The sequence below is a fragment of the Ruegeria sp. YTSA105 genome (assembly GCF_059610225.1).
In genome coordinates, this window is the sequence record NZ_JBXWNE010000010.1 from 88,781 (window position 1) to 109,271 (window position 20,491).

23 protein-coding genes are annotated in these 20,491 nt (G+C 57.7%); 7 read left to right on the plus strand and 16 right to left on the minus strand.

What is annotated here, in order from left to right; genetic code table 11:
• Window positions 1-22: 22 nt before the first annotated feature.
• The 3 genes from AC2FH2_RS13760 to AC2FH2_RS13770 all read right to left on the minus strand — a co-directional run bounded on the left by AC2FH2_RS13760 (window position 23) and on the right by AC2FH2_RS13770 (window position 1,884).
• Complete coding sequence (locus AC2FH2_RS13760; RefSeq protein ID WP_271950475.1) at window positions 23-481, minus strand: NUDIX hydrolase; 459 nt, start codon at window positions 479-481, stop codon at window positions 23-25.
• Window positions 482-577: 96 nt separating this feature from the next.
• Window positions 578-1,336 (minus strand): EcsC family protein, encoded by a 759-nt coding sequence (locus AC2FH2_RS13765; protein ID WP_496823976.1) that lies wholly within the window; start codon window positions 1,334-1,336, stop codon window positions 578-580.
• A 53-nt stretch (window positions 1,337-1,389) separates the two neighbouring features.
• Complete coding sequence (locus AC2FH2_RS13770) at window positions 1,390-1,884, minus strand: GNAT family N-acetyltransferase (RefSeq protein WP_496823978.1); 495 nt, start codon at window positions 1,882-1,884, stop codon at window positions 1,390-1,392.
• Between the two features lie 71 nt (window positions 1,885-1,955).
• On the opposite strand from AC2FH2_RS13770, the gene AC2FH2_RS13775 reads away from it, so the two are divergent.
• Entirely contained in the window at window positions 1,956-2,561 is a 606-nt protein-coding gene (locus tag AC2FH2_RS13775; RefSeq protein WP_496823980.1) for a flavin reductase family protein, read from the plus strand.
• Window positions 2,561-3,199, plus strand: coding sequence for a CatB-related O-acetyltransferase (locus AC2FH2_RS13780; RefSeq protein ID WP_496713931.1), 639 nt, complete (start codon window positions 2,561-2,563; stop codon window positions 3,197-3,199). Before AC2FH2_RS13775 ends, AC2FH2_RS13780 begins: the two co-directional genes overlap by 1 nt.
• 30 nt (window positions 3,200-3,229) lie before the next feature.
• On the opposite strand, the gene AC2FH2_RS13785 is transcribed toward AC2FH2_RS13780, so the two are convergent.
• Entirely contained in the window at window positions 3,230-4,864 is a 1,635-nt protein-coding gene (locus AC2FH2_RS13785; RefSeq protein WP_142638018.1) for a SulP family inorganic anion transporter, read from the minus strand.
• A gap of 301 nt (window positions 4,865-5,165) precedes the next feature.
• Here AC2FH2_RS13785 and AC2FH2_RS13790 point away from each other — a divergent pair, with 301 nt between their 5' ends.
• The 3 genes from AC2FH2_RS13790 to AC2FH2_RS13800 all read left to right on the plus strand — a co-directional run bounded on the left by AC2FH2_RS13790 (window position 5,166) and on the right by AC2FH2_RS13800 (window position 7,835).
• On the plus strand, window positions 5,166-6,038 hold the full coding sequence (locus AC2FH2_RS13790) for an S-methyl-5'-thioadenosine phosphorylase (RefSeq protein ID WP_496823982.1): 873 nt from the start codon (window positions 5,166-5,168) through the stop codon (window positions 6,036-6,038).
• Between the two features lie 99 nt (window positions 6,039-6,137).
• The gene (locus AC2FH2_RS13795; RefSeq protein WP_496823984.1) at window positions 6,138-7,154 is read left to right on the plus strand and encodes a DUF418 domain-containing protein; all 1,017 of its coding nucleotides are present in this window, start codon (window positions 6,138-6,140) and stop codon (window positions 7,152-7,154) included.
• 51 nt (window positions 7,155-7,205) lie between these two features.
• Window positions 7,206-7,835: a LysE family translocator gene (locus AC2FH2_RS13800; RefSeq protein ID WP_496690167.1), complete on the plus strand. Its 630-nt coding sequence runs from the start codon at window positions 7,206-7,208 to the stop codon at window positions 7,833-7,835.
• 4 nt (window positions 7,836-7,839) lie between these two features.
• Here the strand turns inward: AC2FH2_RS13800 and AC2FH2_RS13805 are convergent, their stop codons facing one another.
• Window positions 7,840-8,013, minus strand: a complete 174-nt coding sequence (locus AC2FH2_RS13805) for a hypothetical protein (protein WP_185956707.1) — start codon at window positions 8,011-8,013, stop codon at window positions 7,840-7,842.
• Window positions 8,014-8,325: 312 nt separating this feature from the next.
• Between AC2FH2_RS13805 and AC2FH2_RS13810 the strand changes: the two genes are divergently transcribed.
• Window positions 8,326-8,865 carry an adenine phosphoribosyltransferase gene (locus AC2FH2_RS13810; protein WP_142638010.1) on the plus strand — a complete coding sequence of 180 codons (540 nt, stop codon included), beginning with the start codon at window positions 8,326-8,328 and terminating at the stop codon, window positions 8,863-8,865.
• Window positions 8,866-8,877: 12 nt separating this feature from the next.
• On the opposite strand, the gene AC2FH2_RS13815 is transcribed toward AC2FH2_RS13810, so the two are convergent.
• The 11 genes from AC2FH2_RS13815 to coxB form a co-directional block, all read right to left on the minus strand.
• Window positions 8,878-10,293: an FAD-binding oxidoreductase gene (locus tag AC2FH2_RS13815; RefSeq protein ID WP_496690168.1), complete on the minus strand. Its 1,416-nt coding sequence runs from the start codon at window positions 10,291-10,293 to the stop codon at window positions 8,878-8,880.
• A gap of 38 nt (window positions 10,294-10,331) precedes the next feature.
• Window positions 10,332-11,150: an MBL fold metallo-hydrolase gene (locus AC2FH2_RS13820; protein WP_496823987.1), complete on the minus strand. Its 819-nt coding sequence runs from the start codon at window positions 11,148-11,150 to the stop codon at window positions 10,332-10,334.
• 104 nt (window positions 11,151-11,254) lie between these two features.
• A complete protein-coding gene (locus tag AC2FH2_RS13825) occupies window positions 11,255-11,839 on the minus strand; it encodes a GNAT family N-acetyltransferase (RefSeq protein ID WP_271950493.1) in 585 nt (194 codons plus the stop codon).
• Complete coding sequence (locus tag AC2FH2_RS13830) at window positions 11,839-13,101, minus strand: M16 family metallopeptidase (RefSeq protein ID WP_142638002.1); 1,263 nt, start codon at window positions 13,099-13,101, stop codon at window positions 11,839-11,841. Before AC2FH2_RS13830 ends, AC2FH2_RS13825 begins: the two co-directional genes overlap by 1 nt.
• Window positions 13,098-14,486, minus strand: a complete 1,389-nt coding sequence (thrC, locus tag AC2FH2_RS13835; protein WP_496823989.1) for a threonine synthase — start codon at window positions 14,484-14,486, stop codon at window positions 13,098-13,100. The genes AC2FH2_RS13830 and thrC overlap by 4 nt, the downstream gene beginning before the upstream one ends.
• The gene (locus AC2FH2_RS13840) at window positions 14,483-15,160 is read right to left on the minus strand and encodes an SURF1 family protein (RefSeq protein WP_496823991.1); all 678 of its coding nucleotides are present in this window, start codon (window positions 15,158-15,160) and stop codon (window positions 14,483-14,485) included. The genes thrC and AC2FH2_RS13840 overlap by 4 nt, the downstream gene beginning before the upstream one ends.
• A gap of 155 nt (window positions 15,161-15,315) precedes the next feature.
• A complete protein-coding gene (locus AC2FH2_RS13845; protein WP_142637996.1) occupies window positions 15,316-16,131 on the minus strand; it encodes a cytochrome c oxidase subunit 3 in 816 nt (271 codons plus the stop codon).
• 22 nt (window positions 16,132-16,153) lie between these two features.
• Window positions 16,154-16,729, minus strand: coding sequence for a cytochrome c oxidase assembly protein (locus AC2FH2_RS13850; RefSeq protein WP_142637994.1), 576 nt, complete (start codon window positions 16,727-16,729; stop codon window positions 16,154-16,156).
• Window positions 16,729-16,890: a cytochrome c oxidase system small membrane protein gene (locus tag AC2FH2_RS13855; RefSeq protein WP_185956706.1), complete on the minus strand. Its 162-nt coding sequence runs from the start codon at window positions 16,888-16,890 to the stop codon at window positions 16,729-16,731. Before AC2FH2_RS13855 ends, AC2FH2_RS13850 begins: the two co-directional genes overlap by 1 nt.
• Window positions 16,887-17,843 carry a heme o synthase gene (gene cyoE, locus AC2FH2_RS13860; protein ID WP_281995763.1) on the minus strand — a complete coding sequence of 319 codons (957 nt, stop codon included), beginning with the start codon at window positions 17,841-17,843 and terminating at the stop codon, window positions 16,887-16,889. Before cyoE ends, AC2FH2_RS13855 begins: the two co-directional genes overlap by 4 nt.
• Before the next feature lie 87 nt (window positions 17,844-17,930).
• On the minus strand, window positions 17,931-18,842 hold the full coding sequence (gene coxB, locus AC2FH2_RS13865) for a cytochrome c oxidase subunit II (RefSeq protein ID WP_142637990.1): 912 nt from the start codon (window positions 18,840-18,842) through the stop codon (window positions 17,931-17,933).
• Between the two features lie 176 nt (window positions 18,843-19,018).
• On the opposite strand from coxB, the gene tldD reads away from it, so the two are divergent.
• A complete protein-coding gene (tldD, locus tag AC2FH2_RS13870) occupies window positions 19,019-20,440 on the plus strand; it encodes a metalloprotease TldD (RefSeq protein WP_496823993.1) in 1,422 nt (473 codons plus the stop codon).
• Window positions 20,441-20,491: the final 51 nt, after the last annotated feature.

Here is a 20,491-nt window from a genome sequence, read left to right on the forward strand (position 1 = left end):
TGGCAAGCCCCTGAGGGGGACATCAGTGATACAAATGCTCTACATTGCGTAACAATGATGCAAGATCGGGCGAATTAACCCGAGAGGCGGCATGTCCCAGCGAAAACCACCTGCGCTTGCGCTCTTGCCATTCAGGGTATCGCGCGGCCAGGGATTTGACCACCAGCGGATAGACATCGACCAGATAAACCGCTGATCCTTTCTTGTACCTCCGCTTGTAATGCAGGAACTGCCCAAAGGCATTTGGAGTGCAAGTACCGGTCACACCCGCCTCTTCCCAGGCTTCTTGACTGGCTGTACCGGAGGGTGAGAGGCCTTCGATCAAATTCCCCTTGGGTATTATCCAACGACCGGAACCACGCGTTGTAATGAGCAACACCTGAGGCGTGCCGCGTTGGACACGATAGCACAGAGCTGCCGATTGCCGTACGACTCGTACAGTGCCCGCTTGATGCAGGTTGAGTTGCCTTTGCTCGATCACGTCCTGCTGCCTCTCCAGGGAACGTTTTATCCGCCTGCCCGGTGCGCTTTTGCGCTTATTTATCGGACCTGCGCCTGAAGAATGCCATATGAAGCGTTATTTTTCAATCCCTTGCATCCGCGCCTCAAGTTTGCGGATCAGAACCTCATGCGGAATATCGGCATCTACTGACAGCCGCCTCAGGCCAAAATGGATGCGGGCGATCTGTTGGTAATAGCGGGTATAGACGTAATTCGTCCCGCCACCGGCAATGGCGCCCAACACAGGCACGGATTGCGCAGCCAGCTTTTGTCCCAGAACAACGGCCAGTTTCGGGGCAACGGCAGATATCAGCTTTTGCAAAGCTGGGCCTGTCAGGGTCAGGCGCGCCGAAAAGAAACCCAGATCCGCGCCGTCATCGAAAGACATCGGACCAGCGGCTGACAATACCCGGACACAGTCGAATTTGACACCATCCTCAGAAGGGTCAAACCCTTCGCGCGCCGCAGCGCCCTGAATTGAACGCAGCAGCATGGTCGTGGTTGCCGGTAACTCCATCAATGCGGTCGGAACGCCACCGATACCGCCTGCAGCTCCCATGGCTGTCGTCAGGGCCGTATTGACCCATGGCAACTGATCGGGCACCGCCCTACGCGACCCTTCAGCCGCGTTCATCGCAATCCAAAGCGCCTTTTCTGTCGCCCCAGTTAGGGCTTCGCGCACAGATGGCGGCAGCTGTTCAAGCAACGACTCTGCCGAGCCACCGACACTGTTCAACAGCTTAACGCCCGGCCCTCCGGCGGATTGGTAAAATCCGGCCAAACGGTCCAGTTCCGCTTCGGCATTGAGTTTTCCGACAAGAACCATGTCCTGCATAAGTACCCTCCTGCCCCTAGAACATCGGCACTTACCGCAACGGTTTCAATAGCTCAGCGGCTCCAGCGGGTTACCGGACCAGCTATTCCGTCCCATCCGCCGGGTATCAGGTCCACGCCCAGAACCCGATCCGGGTTGGTTGGCGGGGGCATCTCGACCCCGGTCAGACGGGTGAATCCAAACCGAGCATAATAGGGGGCATCCCCGACCAACATGACCCTGTCCCAACCCTTGGTTCGCCCGGCCCGCAATCCTTCGTGGATCAAAAATCCACCCAGTCCTTCACCTTGATGGGTCGGGTGGACGGCCACAGGGCCCAAAAGCAGCGCGTCCTGATCGCCAACATGCACGGGCCAGAATCTTATTGCACCGGCCAGGATACCCTGTCCGTCCCGCACCACCTGTGACAAGCCTGACATTGGCGGGACATCATCGCGCAGGCGATACGAAGACAGCGCTTCGCGCCCGGGCGCAAAGCACAAATCGTACAAAGCCTCGACTTCCCACCAATCGTCCGGCTCCTCCGGCCTGATCACGAATTGCTGCACCCTGCCCTCTTTTCCTAGCTGGAATTCGCCCTAGCACTTCGTTACGCCTTGGGCAAACGCTTGGAGACCTTATGTTCTATCGCCCAGAAGACGGCCACGGCCTGCCACACAATCCGTTCAACGCCATCATCACCCCGCGCCCGATCGGCTGGATATCAACTCGTGGTGCGGATGGGACCAACAACCTCGCGCCCTATTCGTTCTTTAATGGTGTGGCCTACACACCCCCGCAGGTCATGTTTGCCTCGACCGGAACCAAGGCCGATCAGGACGATGGAAAAGACAGCATCGCCAATATCGAGGCAACAGGCGTATTCTGCGTGAACGTTGTCGCCCACGCCCACCGCGACGCAATGAACGCCAGTTCAGCCGCGCTACCCAAACATGTCGACGAGTTCAAACACGCCGGCCTTACCGCAATCGAATGCGAGACCATCCCCTGCGCCCGTGTCGAAGGTGCCCCAGCCGCATTGGAATGCAAGCTCACGCAGATCGTGACCCTGCCCGGACAGGCGAACCGGGTTGTGTTCGGCGAAGTGACAGGAGTGCATCTGCACGACGACCATATGCGGGATGGCAAATTCGATGTGACGTCTTTCAAACCACTGGCACGGCTTGGCTACCGGGATTATTCGGTTGCGTCCGAGCTGTTCAGCCTTTCAAGACCGGATGACTAATGCCTTTACCTGACGCATCGCGCCGATACCCAATCACATTGCCTGACGGCTCGGACCACCCGGGTACGGTCTTCCTGTCTCAGGCTATCGACCACCCCAGAATAGAAGCCGGTGAATACAGCTATGCGTCGGATTTCGACGCACCAGAGGATTGGGCGCAACGCCTTGCCCCTTATTTGTTCCCGTTTTCCCGCGAAAAACTTGTCTTGGGTAGATTCTGTCAAATCGCCCACGGCGTCCGGTTCATCACTTCATCGGCCAATCACGCCATGAGCGGGGCGACATGCTATCCTTTTCCCGTTTTCGATCCCGAAAAGCTGTTGGAATATCAACCTGACAGGCGCGATACCGTGATCGGAAATGACGTTTGGATCGCATACGGTGCCTTGATCATGCCTGGCGCTAAAATCGGAGATGGCGCCATTATCGGTGCAGGATCCGTCGTGCGCGGAACAGTACCGCCTTATGCAATCGTGACAGGCAATCCTGCAGAAGTACGACGGTATCGGTTTGAGGCCGGTACAATCGGCCGGCTGCTTGCTTTGAAGTGGTGGGATTGGCCAACTGATCTGATTACCGAAGCCGAAAGTGCTCTGCTGTCCGGAAACGTCGATATGCTGGAGCGTTTAGCCCCCTAAAAAGGCGGCCCATTTGGCCGACTTTCACAATCAGTGCCCACCCAGAATGCCGGTGCGAACAGAATAATCGACCGCCAGCGCGTAATCGGGGTCATCGTCGCTGTCGACCATCAAATGGCCTGCCTTGTTCAGCAGTTTGTGACAGTCACGACTGAGGTGGCGTAGCATAACGCGCTTTCCTGCGGCTTCATACTTCGAAGCGATGTTCTCGATGGCCTGCAATGCCGACTGATCCACCACACGGCTTTCGGCGAAATCGACAATCACGGTTTCCGGGTCGTTTGAAACGTCGAATATCTCAACAAATCCCTCGGATGAACCAAAGAACAGTGGCCCTTGAATCTCGTAGACCTTTGCGCCTTTTTCCGTCAGTGAATCGCGGGTGATTGCATGGATACGCTTGGCGTTATTCCAAGCATAAGCCAGGGCCGAGACGATCACACCAACAACAACCGCTACCGCCAGGTCCTCCATCACGGTCACGACAGTCACCAGCACGATGACAAACGCGTCCATCAAGGGCACTTTGCGCATGATCTTGAACGAGTTCCAGGCGAAGGTCCCGATCACCACCATGAACATGACCCCGACCAAAGCGGCCAATGGAATCTGCTCAATCAGCGGGGAGGCGAACAGGATGAATACCAACAGGAACAGCGCCGCTGCGATACCGGCAATGCGCGTGCGCCCACCTGATTTCACGTTGATCATGGACTGACCTATCATGGCACAGCCGCCCATGCCTCCGAAAAAGCCAGTGGCCACATTGGCAAACCCTTGGGCGATACATTCTTGCGAGGCACCACCACGTTTGCCGGTGATTTCGCCAACAAGGTTCAGGGTCAGAAGCGACTCGATCAGGCCAATCGCTGCCAATATGACGGCGTATGGCAGGATGATCTCAAACGTCTCCCAGTTCAGCGGCACCATCGGGATGTGGAACGGCGGCAAGCCACCTTCGATCGAGGCAAGATCGCCCACCCGTGGGACGTCCAGTCCAAAACCAATCACCAATGCTGCGACGACCATGATCCCTGCCAAAGGCGCCGGGACAATGCGTGTAATGCGCGGCACGATAAGGATCACCGCCATAGTCAGGCCGACCAGACCCAACATGGTAAAAAGCTGAATACCGGAAAGCCATTCGCCACCGCTCATGCCATGGCCCGTATTTTCCATGCTACCGGGAACTTTGAACTGGCCCATCTGGGCCAGAAAAATCACGATGGCCAATCCGTTCACAAACCCAAGCATCACTGGATGTGGTACCAGCCTGATAAAACGCCCCCAGTGCATCGCCCCTGCGATCAGCTGCAGTATTCCCATCAAAACAACTGTAGCGAAGAGGTATTCGACCCCATGTTCTGCCACCAAGGCAACCATCACCACGGCCAGGGCCCCGGTTGCGCCCGAAATCATACCCGGACGCCCACCGATCAGTGCAGTAATCAGCCCCACCATGAACGCAGCATACAAACCAACCAAAGGATGCACGCCCGCGACAAACGCAAAGGCCACCGCCTCAGGGACCAAAGCAAGTGCAACCGTCAGGCCGGACAGCAGCTCGATCCGAAGGCGCGAGACGGTCAGGCCCTCATCCGGAACCCAACGAAGATCAGGTTTGGCGATACGATTGGCAAAGCTTGCCAGCATAGCTCGGGGCATAGGGCGTCCTGTTGGTTTATGGGTTCGCGCGAAAAAGGGACTTCTATCTGTGAACCGGTTTTTGAGCCACCGCATCAGGCGGGAGGCTGATATGCGCAGCACGCATAGCACATATCTCGCGAATAGGTGAATTGATGTCGGTTCGTTGCCGTCACACCTTGGCTTGATGCTCTGCCTGGCTCGGATAGCAACGACCCAAACCCCTGCGAAAAAGTGATAGAACCACTGGGCGTTCACCCTTGTCAAACCAGGCAGCCCAGCGCACAAATCATTGAACAAGCACCGTAATCGGAGAAAACCAGTGACCCAGACCAAGATTGCCGTCATCGGCGGATCAGGCATTTACGACATCGACGGATTGGAGAATGCGCAATGGGTCTCGGTTGAAACGCCTTGGGGTAAACCTTCGGACCAAATACTGACCGGCGCGCTGAACGGGATCGAGATGGCGTTCCTGCCTCGCCACGGGCGTGGCCACATTCATTCGCCGACGGGCGTGCCCTATCGCGCCAATATTGACGCGCTGAAACGTCTGGGGATCACGGATGTGATCTCGATCTCGGCCTGCGGATCATTCCGCGAGCATATGGCGCCCGGAGATTTTGTTGTCGTCGACCAGTTCATCGATCGCACCTTTGCGCGGGACAAAAGCTTTTTTGGCTCTGGCTGCGTGGCCCATGTCAGCGTTGCACACCCAACCTGCCCGCGCTTGTCAGATGCTTGTGAGACTGCTGGCAAGGCCGCCGGCATCACCGTTCATCGCGACGGCACCTATCTGGCGATGGAGGGGCCGCAGTTCTCGACACTGGCAGAATCCAAAATGTACCGCGAGCATTGGGGCTGCGATGTGATCGGAATGACCAACATGCCCGAGGCTAAACTCGCCCGAGAAGCCGAGCTTTGTTACGCTTCGATCGCGATGGTCACCGACTATGACAGTTGGCACCCGGACCATGGCGAGGTCGACGTGACCGCCATTATCGCCACCCTGACCGGGAACGCCGAAAAAGGCCGAGCGCTGGTCAAGGGCTTGCCAGAGTTGCTGGGAGCAGCGCGCCTGCCCTGCCCGCACGGGTGTGACCGGGCGCTGGAATACGCGATCCTGACCGCGCCAGAAAAACGTGATCCGGCGCTGCTGGCGAAACTGGACGCAGTCGCGGGGCGGGTGCTCTAGCGATTGGTATCAACCCTATTCCGGTCGGCCGCATCAGTACTTAACCGAAAGGCAGCCTTTTAAGTTCGGTACGGGCGGCAGGGAACGAAGAGGATAGGAATGAAACGGTTCGAGGCCCTGGACGCCGCACGCTTTCTGGCATTTTGCGGCATGGTGCTGGTGAACTTTCGCATCGCGGCGCAGGTCAAACCGACAGATGACTGGGCATCGGCGCTTGTCGATGCACTGGAAGGTCGTGCTGCTGCATTGTTTGTCATTCTGGCCGGGATCGGTATTGGCCTGTCCAGCCTTTCTGCTGGAATTCTGTTACGACGGGCTGCATTTCTGTTCGTACTTGGCCTGATCAACATGACCATGTTTGAGGCCGATATCCTGCATTTCTATGCATTGTATTTTGTTGTCGGCGCGGCGTTTCTGTCCTCGTCGATCATTGGGTTGTGGCTTGGCGCAGGTGGTGTTGTCGTTCTGGCCGTGCTCGCCAATCTTGTCTTTGACTACAATCAGGGATGGGACTGGGTTTCCCTGACCCATACCGACCTGTGGACGATACCGGGCTTTGTACGAAACTTGCTGTTCAATGGTTGGCACCCCGTTCTACCTTGGGCAGCGTTCTTGCTGATCGGTATGGCGATTGGGCGATCGCAACTACAGACGGTCTGTGTTCAGCACCGTTTGATCATGTGGGGATTTGGCGCAGCCGTTCTGGCCCTGTTTCCGCAAAAGCTGACAACCGATCCTGACCTGGCCGCCTATCTGGGCACTCAATCCATCCCTCCGGGGCCGTTTTACATTTTGGCCGGGGCTGGAACCGCCTGTGTGGTGATCGGCCTGTTGCTAAAGCTCTGGCCGCGGATTCAGGGGCTGGGCGCCGCGATGGCGCTGACTGCGCCCGGACGGCAAAGCCTGACGCTTTATATTGCGCATATCGTAATCGGGATGGGCATTCTGGAAGAGGCCGGCCTGCTGGACGGATCGCTCAGCGCGCCACAGATCGTTGGCTACGCCTTGGGTTTCTGCGTGCTGTCCTCAGGATTTGCGCTGCTATGGTTCCTGCGCTTCAGACGCGGACCACTTGAGGCGTTGATGCACCGCGTGACCCGGCCCTCAGGGGCTTGACCTTTGCCCATCACCAAAGCTTGATACTGGCGTATCTTAATCGGAGATCACATGCCCTTTGACATCTGGCTGGCCTTTGTAGCCGCATCCACCGCTTTGCTGCTGATCCCCGGCCCCACCGTGCTGCTGGTGCTCAGCTATGCGCTGTCCAAAGGCCGCAGCGTTGCCGTAGCTTCCGCCACCGGGGTGGCGGTTGGCGATTTGGTGGCCATGACGGCCTCATTGCTGGGATTGGGGGCGTTGGTGCTGGCCTCAGCCGCGTTGTTTTCTGTCCTAAAGTGGGTCGGCGCGGCCTATCTGGTCTGGCTGGGCATCAAGTTACTGCGCAGCGCCCCATCGGCGGGGCTGCAAGCGGTTGAACCCGGCGCAGATATCACTGCGCGAGGCGTCTTTGGTCACGCGGCCGCTGTAACCGCCCTGAACCCCAAATCGATTGCGTTCTTTATCGCCTTCGTGCCGCAATTCCTGCGCCCTACCGAACCTTTGGGCCCTCAATTCGCGATCCTGATAGGCACCTTCGTCGGGCTGGCCTGGTTGAACGCATTGGCCTATGCCCTTTTGGCAGATCGGCTGCGCCATATGATCGGCCGCGCAAGCACCATTCGCGCATTGACGCGTTTCGGGGGGCTGACCCTGATCGGTATGGGGATCGCCACGTCAATCCTGCGTCGCCCGGCCTGAGGGCCTAATCTACAGCGTGATCCTTCATAAATCCGCGAATAAACCGCCTGATTTCCCGCGCCGCCGACGTGTCGAGTTCCCTGCACAGCTCTACAAAAGCATCGCGCTCGCCACGATCCAGCCGCAGAACCAGCTGGCTGTCCTTTTTGACTGAAATCTTACGATCTGTCCCTGACATGCACTTTGTCTCCAAAAGACTTCAGAAGAAATAAAACGTATATACTTAGTATATATAAAACATATGATGGGCAGCTAACAACCTTGCGGAATCTTTGCAAGTAGCCTGTGTTCAATTCAGGTAATTCTTTTTCGGAACCAACGCATTGGCTAAAAAAGACGACGTCTTGGGAAACCTATCTGGTTTTTTCGGTGAGATAGGCAATCGCACGTTCTAGGAAGATTGCAAGCCAGCACGTTCATTCTGTTCTTGCATGACCGTCCCCGATGGGCCAAACAACCCAGCGTGTTTTGACGCCAGAAGGGGTTGGTCATGTCAAGAAACAAGTCGGTCAAGGATTACATCCGAACCATCGTCGATTTTCCGCACGAAGGGATCATGTTTCGGGATGTCACCACCTTGTTTGCAGACCCGCGCGGGTTTCGTATGGCGATTGATCAGATGTTGCACCCCTATGCCGGCGAACAGATCGACAAGGTTGTGGGGCTTGAGGCGCGCGGTTTCATATTGGGCGGCGCCATCGCTCATCAGCTGAGCGTCGGTTTCGTCCCCATCCGCAAAAAGGGCAAGCTGCCCGGCACAACAATCAGCCAGGATTACACGCTGGAATACGGCGAGGCTATCGTCGAGATTCACGATGATGCCATCCAACCGGGTGAGAAAATTCTGGTCGTGGATGACCTGCTGGCCACCGGAGGCACCGCCGCCGCCGGGATCAAACTGATCGAACGGCTGGGCGGCGAGATCGTGTCATGTTCCTTCATCATTGACCTGCCAGAACTGGGCGGGCGCAAGGTTCTGGAAGAGATGGGCATGGATGTTCATGTCCTGTGCGAATTCGAAGGACTCTGACGGATCCCGCACTTACAGCCGCAGGACCGCGCCGGGGTTCATGATCCCTTTGGGGTCCAACGCCGATTTGATCGCCCGCATCGCGCTCAGTTTGACCGGATCGCCATATCGCTCCAGATCTTCGGTCTTCAATCGCCCGATACCGTGCTCTGCGCTGACGGATCCCTGAAACTCATGCACAAGGTCATGAACGGCTCTTTTTACCTTCGCACTTTCGGCGTCATACTCTGACCGGGAATGCCCGTTTGCCGGAAACACATTGTAATGTAGGTTGCCGTCGCCCAGATGCCCGAAACAGTTCACCCGATACGGACCAAGCGCGGCCACAACATCTGCACCACGCCGGATAAATTCTGGGATGGCCGAGATCGGCACCGAGATATCGTGGCTTGAGACCGACCCGATCAGCCGGTTTGCATCCGGAATACGCTCGCGCACGGCCCACATGTCCTGCCGCTGCGCCTCGCTTTGTGCAATCACCGCATCGGTGACCAGCCCACGTGCCTCAGCGGCCTCGTACAGCACCTCAAACGCGGTTTCAGGTGATTGGCCCATCGACAAGCCAATCTCGATCAGTACAGACCATTCGGGCGGCTCGGCAAAGGCCTGCCGCGTGTCTGGCAGAACCTCACTCAGGAACAAAAGACCCTGTTGGTGAAGCAATTCAAATGCACTGACGCTGTCCCCCATGAGGTCCCGCGCCAGCGCCAGAAAATCAACCGCCGCTTCGGCAGAGGTGACCTGAACCATGGCCGTTCCAACCGCCTCAGGGCGGGGAAACAGCTTGAGTGCCGCCGCAGTGATGATCCCTAGCGTCCCTTCGGCTCCGATCAAAAGATTGCGCAGATCATACCCGGTATTGTCCTTTCGCAACCGGCTGAGCCCATGCCAGATTTCGCCACTTGGTAGAACCGCCTCAAGGCCCAGACACAGGTCACGGGCGTTTCCATAGCGCAACACGTTAACCCCCCCTGCATTTGTCGACAGGTTCCCTCCGATCCTACATGACCCCTGTGAGGCAAGGGAAAGTGGAAATAACCGGTTCGCGCCTTCGGCAGCCGCCTGCACATCTGCAAGGATCACACCACCTTCAGCAATCATCACATTCTCTGTCGGATAGACAGCCCGGATGGCTGTCATCCGCTCTAGCGAGATCAGCAAAGGCGCAGGCCCGTCCGACGTCACCTGACCGCCAACCACACCGGTGCCGCCCCCATATGGCACCACCGGGACCGATGCCTCGGCAGCCAATCGGATCAGAACCGCCACCTCCTCGGCCGTTCTGGGCACCGCAAGCACCCCCGCCTGCCCGGAAATCCGACGGCGCGGCTCCTCGAGATATCGCGCGGTGACCGGTCGCAGCACTTCATCCGGCAAGGCGGCGCGAATTGATTGGGCGAATTGATCGTCTGCGGGATTCAGGGTCATGCCCATTCCTTGCCCAAGGCAACAGGTCCCGACAAGCCCTATTCCAACTCGATCAGGTATTGCGGCTCTAACACAACCACCGTTGGCCGGTCCGGAAGTGAGCGCAGGGATACGGTGATTTCCGACACGCCATCGCGCTCAACCGGGAAATCGCCCCTGACATCCGCCAGAAACCGATCCAGCGAATAGTCTGAAAACCAATGCATCGGAATGATGACCGAACTCTTCAACCGTTTCAGAACTGTAATCATTTCGGGCAGCGGCATGGTCGTCCCACCATCCACCGCTGCCATGACAACATCCAACCGTCCAAGGGCCGCAAATTGCGCGTCCGACAGAATGTGGTGCAGATGACCCAGATGCCCAATGCACAAACCGGCAACCTCAAACACAAAGATCGAATTGCCACGTTCTTCGACCCCGCCATAGACGGACCGGATATCGGTCGAGACATTGCGCACCAACATCTCTTCCAGATCCAGATGATGTTCGATCCCCTCCCCGAACACGCCCCACCCTTCCAGCACATGCGGAATGGCAGGATCGGGATGCGCGGTCCAATGCGTGCCATGGGCGTGGTTCATCGTCACCACATCGGGAATCAAACTGGCCCCGCCGATGAAGCCGGTGAAATCTGTCACGGCGTTCAACCCGCCCGGTGTCTGGATCAGAAAAGACGCATGCGCGACATAGCTGATCCGGACGGAATACTCCGGCACCGGATCTTGCCACCCCGCTTTATGCAGGTATTCGATCCCTGGTGCCGCATCCGCAATGGCGATGCAATGGCTTGGCCGCCGCTCCTGTGCCACAGCCCCGCCCGAGATCACCATCAATGCAAAAACCACCCAGCGCATGACGTGATTGTAGCGCAAGAGCCCGCCAAGTCATGCCCCTAGTTCATCTGGCCAAAAATACCTCGGGGTTTGGGGCAGAGCCCCAATGGCCTCACCGAGGCCACCTACCCGGCTTCGGTCTTCCCGCGCCGGTCTGACCGCAGGCAGGCATATAGCACATGCGTTCGCCAGCGCCCGTCAATCTGCAGATAGGACTGCGCCACGCCTTCGTATTTAAAGCCCGAGCTTTCCAGCAATCCGCGCGAGGGTTTGTTTTCGGGCAGGCAGGCCGCCTCGATCCGGCTCAGGTCTAAACGCGTGAAGGCATGATGGACCACCGCGCCAATAGCCTCGCGCATATACCCGTTGCGAGCAAAGGCTTGGCCCGTCCAATAGCCCAGGGTCCCCGCCTGTGCTGGGCCACGGCGCACATTGTCCAGCGTGATCGCACCGACCAGCAGGTCATCAGATCGCCGGAACAGAAATAACGGAATCGCCGTCCCACTCGCAACCGAGCGCTGCGCCCAGTAGACACGGTTAGTAAAGGATTTCCGGCTCAAGTGGTCCGAGGCCCAGATCGGCTCCCACTGGGTCAGAAAGTCTCTGGACGAGCGTCGCAGCGCCGCCCAGTCGTTAAAATCGGAGTGCACGGGCGGGCGCAAGCTGAGCCGCTCGGTTTCAAGTTTCAGCTTGCGTCTGCCCAGAAGCATCACGCCGCGCGCCTCTCCTGCAAGTCCGCGAGTGTGGGTGCACCTGATACCGGACCATACAGCGCCAGCGCCGCTGGCGCTTGTGCTGCTATCTGTTCAGCAAAGCTGCGGACATCTTCGGTGCTGACCGCGTCAATCTTGGCGACTGTATCCTCAAGCGACGGCACCCGTCCCCAGATCTGCACCAGACGCGCCAGACGCTCGGCCCGGTTCGAGGGGCTTTCCAGCCCCATCAGCATTCCGGCCTTCATTTGCGCACGAGCACGGGCGACCTCTTCAGGGCTCATATCCTCGGCGGCACGTTTCATTTCGTCAATGGTGATCGTCGCCAACTCACCGATCTGATCCGCAGATGTCCCCGCGTAGATCGTAGTAGTGCCGGTGTCGGCATAGGCGCCAGCCTGGGCAAAGATCGTATAGCAAAGCCCGCGCGTTTCCCGCACTTCCTGAAACAAGCGCGAAGACATACCCCCGCCCAGCGCGGTCGAATAAATCTGCGCGGTATAGATCGCGTCGTCGCGATAGCCGGGGCTTTCCAGCGCCAAAGCGAAATGAGCTTGCTCCAGTTCTTTCTCCTGCCGCGCCTCACCACCGGTAAATCGGGCCACTTCAGGGATCAAACCCTTGCGTGGTTGCAGGTGACCAAACATCTCTTCGGCCGTTTTCATCAGTGCATCGTGATCCACCGCACCAGCAGCGGATAGGATCATCTGTTCAGGGCCATAATGTTCGGCCACGAAACCCGACAGATCCTCGCGCGAGAATGCGCTGACGCGTTCAGTGGGGCCAAGTATGGTCCGGCCCAGGGGCTGATCGTGATAGCTCTGCTCTTGCAGCCAGTCAAAGATTACATCGTCGGGCGTGTCATAGGCCTGACCGATTTCCTGTAGGATCACACCGCGTTCGACCTCAATCTCGCGCGGATCGAAGATCGGGTTCAGGACGATGTCACCGATGACATCCATCGCCAGCGCCACATCGTCTTTTAGAACGCGCGCGTAATAGGCCGTCACTTCGCGCGAAGTATAGGCGTTGATATACCCGCCCACATCCTCGATCGCTTCGGCAATTTGCAGCGCGGATCGCCGTTTGGTTCCCTTGAACGCCATATGCTCAAGGAAATGGGCTATGCCATTTTGTTCGATCCGCTCATTTCGCGCACCGGCGGTTACCCAGATGCCTATGGCCGCAGATTGCAGCCCCGGCATATGTTCACTGACGATACGGAAGCCGTTCTTCAGTTGGTCTTGTCTGACAGTCACTCGGCGATATGCCCTTTGATATGATCCTCAAGGGCGCCCAGATCATTGGCGATGCGGGTCACCCGTTCCGGACGTTCATACAGATCAGACATGCGAGAGGGAAGAGGCGGATGTACGCCACTCGCATTCTCGACCGCAGCCGGGAACTTGGCCGGGTGTGCGGTCGCCAAAGTGATCATCGGGACGTTCGCGTCGCGGTGCTCCTCGGCAACTTTGATACCCACGGCAGTATGGGGGCAGACCAGTTCGGTGCTGTGGGCCAGCGTGGCTGTGATCGTCGCCAGTGTTTCCTCTTCGGACACGCGGCCCGAGTCGAAGCTTTCGCGCAACGCTTCCATCGCGCCTTGGCCGACATTGAAGCCGCCCGTCTTCAGCTCGTCCATCAGCTGAGCCACAGAATTGCCATCCTCGTCATAGGCATAATACAGCGCCCGTTCAAAGTTCGAGCTGACCTGAATATCCATCGAAGGGCTGATCGAAGGGATCGTGTCTCCCTTGAAATACCCTTCGCCTGCCAGACACCGATGCAGAATGTCATTCTGGTTGGTCGCCACTACCAACCGGTCAATCGGCAAGCCCATGCGTTTGGCCAGGTAGCCCGCAAAGATGTCCCCGAAATTACCCGTAGGCACGGTAAAGCTGACCTTGCGATGTGGCGCGCCAAGGCTGACCGCAGCTGAGAAGTAATAGACGATCTGTGCCAGCACGCGGGCAAAGTTGATCGAGTTCACCCCCGCCAGTTTCACACCGTCACGGAAGTCGAAATCGTTGAACATATCCTTCAACGCGGCCTGACAGTCGTCAAAGTCCCCGTCGACGGCCAGAGCATGCACATTGTTGTCCGCAGGTGTGGTCATCTGACGACGCTGCACCTCGGAAACGCGGCCATGCGGATACAGGATAAACACGTCTACCGCATCCAGCCCCCGGAACGCCTCAATCGCGGCCGAACCGGTATCACCGCTGGTCGCGCCCACGATAGTCACCCGATCCCCGCGACGCTTCAGCGCCACCTGGAACAACTGACCGATTAGCTGCATGGCGAAGTCTTTGAAGGCCAGTGTCGGGCCGTGAAACAACTCCAGCAGGAAGTGGTTCTCGTTCAACTGCTTCAACGGTGCGCGGGCGTCATGGCCGAACCCTTTATAGGCGCGGGCAATGATCTGTTTGAACTCCTCTTCCCCAAATGATCCGCTGACATAGGGCCACATCACGCGAAAGGCGATGTCCTCATAAGACAGTCCTGCCAACGCGGCGATTTCATCGTGGCTCAAGACCGGGATTTCAGCGGGCAGATACAGGCCTCCGTCGCGGGCCAGCCCGGTCAGCATCGCCTCTTCAAAACTCAGTTCGGGCGCCTGCCCGCGGGTTGAGACATATTTCATTGCGCTTCACTTTCTGATGGGGCGCGACCGCGCCACAGGAAATAACCAGTCATCGCAGCCCAGACCAAAGCCAGGCCAAACCATGTGATTGCGTATCCCAGGTGATCATTCGGGATGCCTGCTGTATTCACCGGCAAAGGTGTCAAATTCGGATCGGTCCGGGATCGTGCGATTACCAGAACCGGGTCGGTTCCCAGAGCTGCAGCAAGATTGGGAACATCGCGGGCAAACCAGATATTGGCATCCACATCTGGCTCGGGCGTATAGCCGTCGATCTCATCCGGCCAGTGCAGATTGCCCGTCAGTTCGATCTGCCCGGTTTGTCTTTCAACCTGTTTGGCAGTGGTTGGGATAAAACCGCGATCGACCAGAATAGTCCGGTCGCCAGTATCGAAAGCTTGGATAACCCGATAGCCAGCGCCTACTTGTTTCACCGAAACCAGAACATGGATTTCACCCGGCTGCATCTCACCCTGGACGAAAACCGGTAGGTACTTGTCCCGTGTCTCGGAAGGCTGCTGCGGCAGGGAAACAGGCTCGGCAGAGATCCGGTCGTTAATCTCGGCCAACACGTCTTGTTTCCACCCAAGCCGCTGTACCTGCCAGACGCCCAGCGACACAAGTACGCCCAGACCGGCGAGCCCGAAGATCAGCAGGAAAGTTATGCGGCGCATGGCGGGGTCAAACCTTGTTGCAGAAACCGGCGTCTTGTTAAGGGCGGTGTGAACTGAATTGCAACCACCCATTTGTATCGGGTGCAATCTTGCACCCTGATAGAGAAAAAGCCGCCCTTGGGGGCGGCTTTTGCAATTTTGTTACCGGTCCGGCGTCAGATCAAAGGGGCTTGTCCCCAGATATAGACTGCGAAGAACAGGAACAGCCAGACAACGTCAACAAAGTGCCAGTACCAGGCCGCGGCCTCGAAACCGACGTGCTTTTCCGGCGTGAAATCACCCTTCAGTGCCCGGATCAAACAGACCGACAAGAAGATGGTGCCGATAATCACGTGGAAGCCGTGAAAGCCGGTTGCCATGAAGAAGTTCGAATAGAACTGATCACCACCGAATTTCCAGCCCTCATGGGCCAGCAATTCGTAGTACTCAAAGCCCTGCAGAGCGGTAAAGGCGATGCCCAAAACGATACCAATAGCGAGGCCGTTGATCAGCGCCTTGCGGTCATTGTCATGCACCAGCGCGTGGTGAGCCCAGGTGATGGCACAGCCCGAAAGCAGCAGGACCAGCGTGTTGATCAGCGGCAAGTGGAACGGGTCAACCGCGTGGATATCCGGCTGGATGTACTCGGTGCCCGCATAGTCGTACATCGGGTACATGCGGTGTTTGAAGAACGACCAGAACCAGGCGAAGAAGAACATCACCTCGGACATCACGAACAGGATGAACCCATAGCGCAGGCCAATGCGCACGACCGGCGTGTGATCGCCTACACGGCTTTCGGCCACCACTTCGGACCACCAGGCGAACATGGTGTAAAGAACCGCGACAAGACCGGCCCAGAACATGTAGGAGGTGACGCCGTGCATCCAGAGGACGGCCCCGAACAACATCACAAAGCCGCCCGCAGCGCCGATCAGTGGCCAGATCGAAGGGGTCAGAATGTGGTAATCATGATTTTTTGCGTGTGCCATCAGCGTCCCTCACCTACAGGCGTTAGTTCTTGTTTGTATCAGCCTGAACATCAAGGGCGGCATAGCCCTCGGGCAGGTCAATTTCGTAGAATGTATACGACAGAGTGATCGTATGCACATATTTGGCTTCCAGATCCTCGACCATTTCGGGATCGACGAAAAAGCTCACCGGCATCTGAACCCGTTCTCCGGGTTGCAACACCTGTTCTTCAAAACAGAAACAGGCGATCTTCTGGAAATACCCACCGGCCGAATAAGGCGCAACGTTGTAAGACGCCTGACCGGCAATCGGGCGGTCCGTGGGGTTATATGCCTCATAGAAGGCCAGGCCCGTTTCACCGATGCGGATTTCCATCTGGCGCTCGACCGGCTTAAATTCCCAGGCCATGTCTTTCGCCTTTGAGGCGTCAAAGCGAACGGTAACAGTGCGCTCAAGGATGTCCTCTGGCGCGGCTTCAGCCACTCCGGTTGTGCCGCCATACCCGGTGACCCGGCAAAACCAGTCGTAAAACGGTACCGAAGCCCAGGCGAGGCTGCCCATCAGAACAACAACGCCGACAGTTTGCACGACGGTTTTTTGCGGCCCCGTGAGCGCCATCAGTTCTGCACCTCTTGCATGGCCCTGTTAAAATCGGTCCCTGAGACTTTGACGATCGTCAGCCCAAAGATCAGCACGATGAATGCAGCAAGCGTCAGGCCAACGCCCAGATTTCGGCTGAACCGACGTTGATGCAACTCATGGCTTTTGCGCAGGCTCATGCCCAGCCTCCCAGCCCGTAAGGCTTCAGCAGTGCTTCGGCAAGGATCGCGCCGAAATGCAGGAAAAGATACAGCAGCGAGAGCTTGAAAAAGCCACGCTCAACTTTGAAGTTATCAGCCTCGGAGTCATCCTCGGTCCGACGCGAGATTGCCCATGCTCCGCTCAGGAACAACGCGTTCAGTACAATAGCGACGGTCAGATAGATCGGGCCGCCGATTGCCGAAAAGCCGGTTCCAATCGCAAGCACTGCCAGCAGAACGGTGTAGACCAGAATATGCCAGCGCGTCGCCCGCCGACCATGGGTTACCGTCAACATCGGCACACCCGCATCGTCGTAATCCGACCGCATAAACAGGGCCAGCGCCCAGAAATGCGGCGGCGTCCACATGAAGGTGAGGGCAAACATCAGCCAAGGTTCGACGGACATGGATCCGGTTGCAGCGACCCAGCCGATGACCGGCGGGAAAGCCCCAGCTGCGCCGCCAATCACGATGTTCTGTGGCGTCGAACGCTTGAGCCACATCGTGTAGACAACGACATAGAAGAAGATGGTGAAGCCCAGAAAGGCTCCGGCGAACCAGTTGGTTGCAAGACCCAACATGATCACCGACAGGCCGGACAGTGCCAGGCCCAAGGCCATCGCTTCGCCCTCTTGTACCTTGCCCGACGGTATGGGGCGACCTTTGGTGCGCTTCATAACGCGGTCGATATCTGCATCCCACCACATGTTCAGCGCGCCGGATGCGCCACCTCCGATGGCAATGAACAATATCGCGCAGAACCCAACGAACGGATGTACCGGTACCGGCGCTGCCAGCAGACCAACAAGCGCCGTGAATACAACCAGCGACATCACGCGCGGCTTCAGCAGGGCGAAGTAATCGCCAAAGCTGGCCTCATTCGCATACGCTTGGGCGGTCGTTTGGCTTGCATTGATGCTTGCGTCGCTCATCTCGGGTCCTTTTGGGGCGAAGGCTGTGCAATCTCTCGCACAGCCTGCATCTTGTAGCAGGCGGGACGCATCCCACCCTTACTGAAATCAGTTCGAAGCGACCTGATAGTTCTGCGGCAGGCCCGCATACTCGTCGATCGCACCTTTCAGCCAAGCGTCATACGCCTCTTGGCTGACAACTTTGACAGTGATCGGCATATAGGCATGGTCCTTGCCGCACAGTTCCGAACACTGGCCGAAATAGATGCCTTCCTTTTCGGCCTCAAACCACAGCTCAGCCAGGCGTCCGGGTACACCGTCCTGCTTCACACCGAAGGACGGAATGGTCCAGGAATGGATCACGTCGGACGCAGTAACTTGCATCACGATGACCTTGCCAACCGGGACAACAACCGCTGTGTCGGTGGCCAGCAGCCACTCATCGTCGCTATACCCTGCGTCTGCCAGCTTGGCCCGCATCGCGTCATCCAGGACAAATGCCGTCACGTCCGCATCGGCGGGGCGAGTACCTTCGTCCAACGTGGCTGGGTGGCCGAGCAGATAGCTGTCGAATGCAAAATCGTGATCGACATACTCATATGTCCAATACCACTGGTTGCCGACAACCTTGATAACGACATCACCTTCGGGAATTTCCTGCTGCTTGAACAGAACCGGCAGAGAGAAAGCACCGATGAATACCAGAATCAGAATCGGACCCAACGTCCAGACGATCTCGACCGGAGTATAGTGCGAGAATCGCGCCGGGGTCGGGTTGACGCGTTGATTATAACGCATGATGCAGTAAACCAGCAGGCCCGCAACGAATATGCAGATCGCGGTAATAATCACCAGAATCATATTATCCAGGCGATGAATCCCCTCGGCAAGGCTTGTGGCTGCAGGCTGGAATCCTATGCCGCCGTCAACCGGCTGACCGATAATCTCAAGCTCCTGAGCCATGGCGGGAAGGCTGGAGAGGGCTGTCATAAGCCCCGAAAGCTTCAAAGCGTTCTTCATTTTCTGTCCTGATCGTTTGATCTTTGCGTCCCTGGCGAAAAGGTGTGAATCGGCCACACCTCACCCGTTGTCTTTGGCCGCGTTAAAAACCATATTCCTGCGGGTAGATAAAGCAAAATGCTTGCGTCAAACAGACGCTATTTTTGATCTGGATCAAACTCGAAAGGTCCCAAGAGATGCCCAACGACCCGTTTCGCCCGTTTGAAAGCGCTCTTCCACATGACGAAGCGCTTGCGGTACTGCAATCCGCCACCGCCGGGGCCGAGGACGGAGAACTGTACGTTGAACGCCGGAAATCCGAGTCTCTGGTCTTTGATGACGGGCGCTTGCGGACCGCTTCTTATGACGCGTCCGAAGGTTTCGGCCTGCGCGCCGTACAGGGCGAAGTGGCAGGCTATGCGCATTCAACGGACGTCTCGATTCCTGCCCTGAAACGGGCCGCCGAGACCGCGCGGCTGGCGGTCGGTGATGGTGGCGGTACGCTAGCCGATGCCCCCCGGGCCACCAACAAGCGCCTCTATACCGACGAAGACCCGATCGAATCTGCCAGTTTTCCCGTCAAGATCGAAACATTGCGCGAGATTGACGCCTTTGCCCGCGATCTTGATCCGCGTGTAGTACAGGTCAGTGCCACTATTGCTGCTGCGGTGCAGGAGGTTGAGATTCTACGCCCTGACGGCATTCTGGTCCGCGATGTCCGCCCCATGACCCGGTTGAATATCTCGGTCATCGTGGAACAGAACGGCCGTCGTGAGAGCGGCTCGACCGGTGGAGGTGGCCGGATCGGCCTGGACGGGCTGATCGACCCAAACGACTGGCAGGATAAAGCCCGCGAGGCACTTCGCATCGCCATGGTCAACCTCGAGGCTGTTCCCGCCCCTGCGGGCGTTATGGAGGTCGCACTGGGCCCTGGCTGGCCCGGGATCTTGTTGCACGAAGCAATCGGCCACGGCCTTGAAGGGGATTTCAACCGCAAGGGCAGTTCCGCCTTTGCCGGGCTGATGGGTCAACAGATCGCGTCCAAAGGTGTTACGGTCGTTGATGACGGCACAATCGCAGACCGGCGCGGGTCAATCAGCGTCGATGATGAGGGCACACCCAGTTCGCGCACTGTGCTGATCGAAGACGGCATCCTGACCGGATATATGCAGGATCGCCAAAACGCCCGTCTGATGGGTGTTGCACCAACCGGGAATGGGCGGCGTCAAAGCTATGCCCATAAACCAATGCCACGGATGACAAATACAATCATGCTGGGTGGCGATGCCGATCCCGCCGCTTTGGTAGCCGATATAAAGGATGGCATCTGGGCGGTTGGCTTTGGCGGCGGCCAGGTGGATATCACCAATGGCAAGTTTGTGTTTTCCTGCACCGAGGCATACCGGGTTGAAAACGGCAAAATCGGCGCGCCGGTCAAAGGGGCAACATTGATTGGCGATGGCCCCTCTGCCCTCAAACGCGTTCGCGGGTTGGGCAACGACATGGCCTTGGATCCGGGAATGGGCACGTGTGGCAAGGATGGCCAATGGGTGCCCGTGGGCGTCGGGCAACCTACGGTCCTGATGGATGGGCTGACGATTGGAGGATCGGCGGCCTAAGTAGAATCAGTCACTGCTTCCAAAGCGCAGGGTTAACGCTCCGCTTTGGAT

Bases quoted from the DNA above. Each gene is read 5' to 3' on its own strand.
- AC2FH2_RS13775 (WP_496823980.1), top strand. From the start codon at position 1,956: ATGTTCTATCGCCCAGAAGACGGCCACGGCCTGCCACACAATCCGTTC.
- AC2FH2_RS13855 (WP_185956706.1), bottom strand. From the start codon at position 16,890: ATGAGCCTGCGCAAAAGCCATGAGTTGCATCAACGTCGGTTCAGCCGA.
- AC2FH2_RS13800 (WP_496690167.1), top strand. From the start codon at position 7,206: ATGCCCTTTGACATCTGGCTGGCCTTTGTAGCCGCATCCACCGCTTTG.
- AC2FH2_RS13825 (WP_271950493.1), bottom strand. From the start codon at position 11,839: ATGCTTCTGGGCAGACGCAAGCTGAAACTTGAAACCGAGCGGCTCAGC.
- AC2FH2_RS13820 (WP_496823987.1), bottom strand. From the start codon at position 11,150: ATGCGCTGGGTGGTTTTTGCATTGATGGTGATCTCGGGCGGGGCTGTG.
- AC2FH2_RS13840 (WP_496823991.1), bottom strand. From the start codon at position 15,160: ATGCGCCGCATAACTTTCCTGCTGATCTTCGGGCTCGCCGGTCTGGGC.
- AC2FH2_RS13810 (WP_142638010.1), top strand. From the start codon at position 8,326: ATGTCAAGAAACAAGTCGGTCAAGGATTACATCCGAACCATCGTCGAT.
- thrC (WP_496823989.1), bottom strand. From the start codon at position 14,486: ATGAAATATGTCTCAACCCGCGGGCAGGCGCCCGAACTGAGTTTTGAA.
- AC2FH2_RS13850 (WP_142637994.1), bottom strand. From the start codon at position 16,729: ATGGCGCTCACGGGGCCGCAAAAAACCGTCGTGCAAACTGTCGGCGTT.
- AC2FH2_RS13780 (WP_496713931.1), top strand. From the start codon at position 2,561: ATGCCTTTACCTGACGCATCGCGCCGATACCCAATCACATTGCCTGAC.
- cyoE (WP_281995763.1), bottom strand. From the start codon at position 17,843: ATGAGCGACGCAAGCATCAATGCAAGCCAAACGACCGCCCAAGCGTAT.
- tldD (WP_496823993.1), top strand. From the start codon at position 19,019: ATGCCCAACGACCCGTTTCGCCCGTTTGAAAGCGCTCTTCCACATGAC.
- AC2FH2_RS13815 (WP_496690168.1), bottom strand. From the start codon at position 10,293: ATGACCCTGAATCCCGCAGACGATCAATTCGCCCAATCAATTCGCGCC.
- coxB (WP_142637990.1), bottom strand. From the start codon at position 18,842: ATGAAGAACGCTTTGAAGCTTTCGGGGCTTATGACAGCCCTCTCCAGC.
- AC2FH2_RS13805 (WP_185956707.1), bottom strand. From the start codon at position 8,013: ATGTCAGGGACAGATCGTAAGATTTCAGTCAAAAAGGACAGCCAGCTG.
- AC2FH2_RS13785 (WP_142638018.1), bottom strand. From the start codon at position 4,864: ATGCCCCGAGCTATGCTGGCAAGCTTTGCCAATCGTATCGCCAAACCT.
- AC2FH2_RS13845 (WP_142637996.1), bottom strand. From the start codon at position 16,131: ATGGCACACGCAAAAAATCATGATTACCACATTCTGACCCCTTCGATC.
- AC2FH2_RS13765 (WP_496823976.1), bottom strand. From the start codon at position 1,336: ATGCAGGACATGGTTCTTGTCGGAAAACTCAATGCCGAAGCGGAACTG.
- AC2FH2_RS13795 (WP_496823984.1), top strand. From the start codon at position 6,138: ATGAAACGGTTCGAGGCCCTGGACGCCGCACGCTTTCTGGCATTTTGC.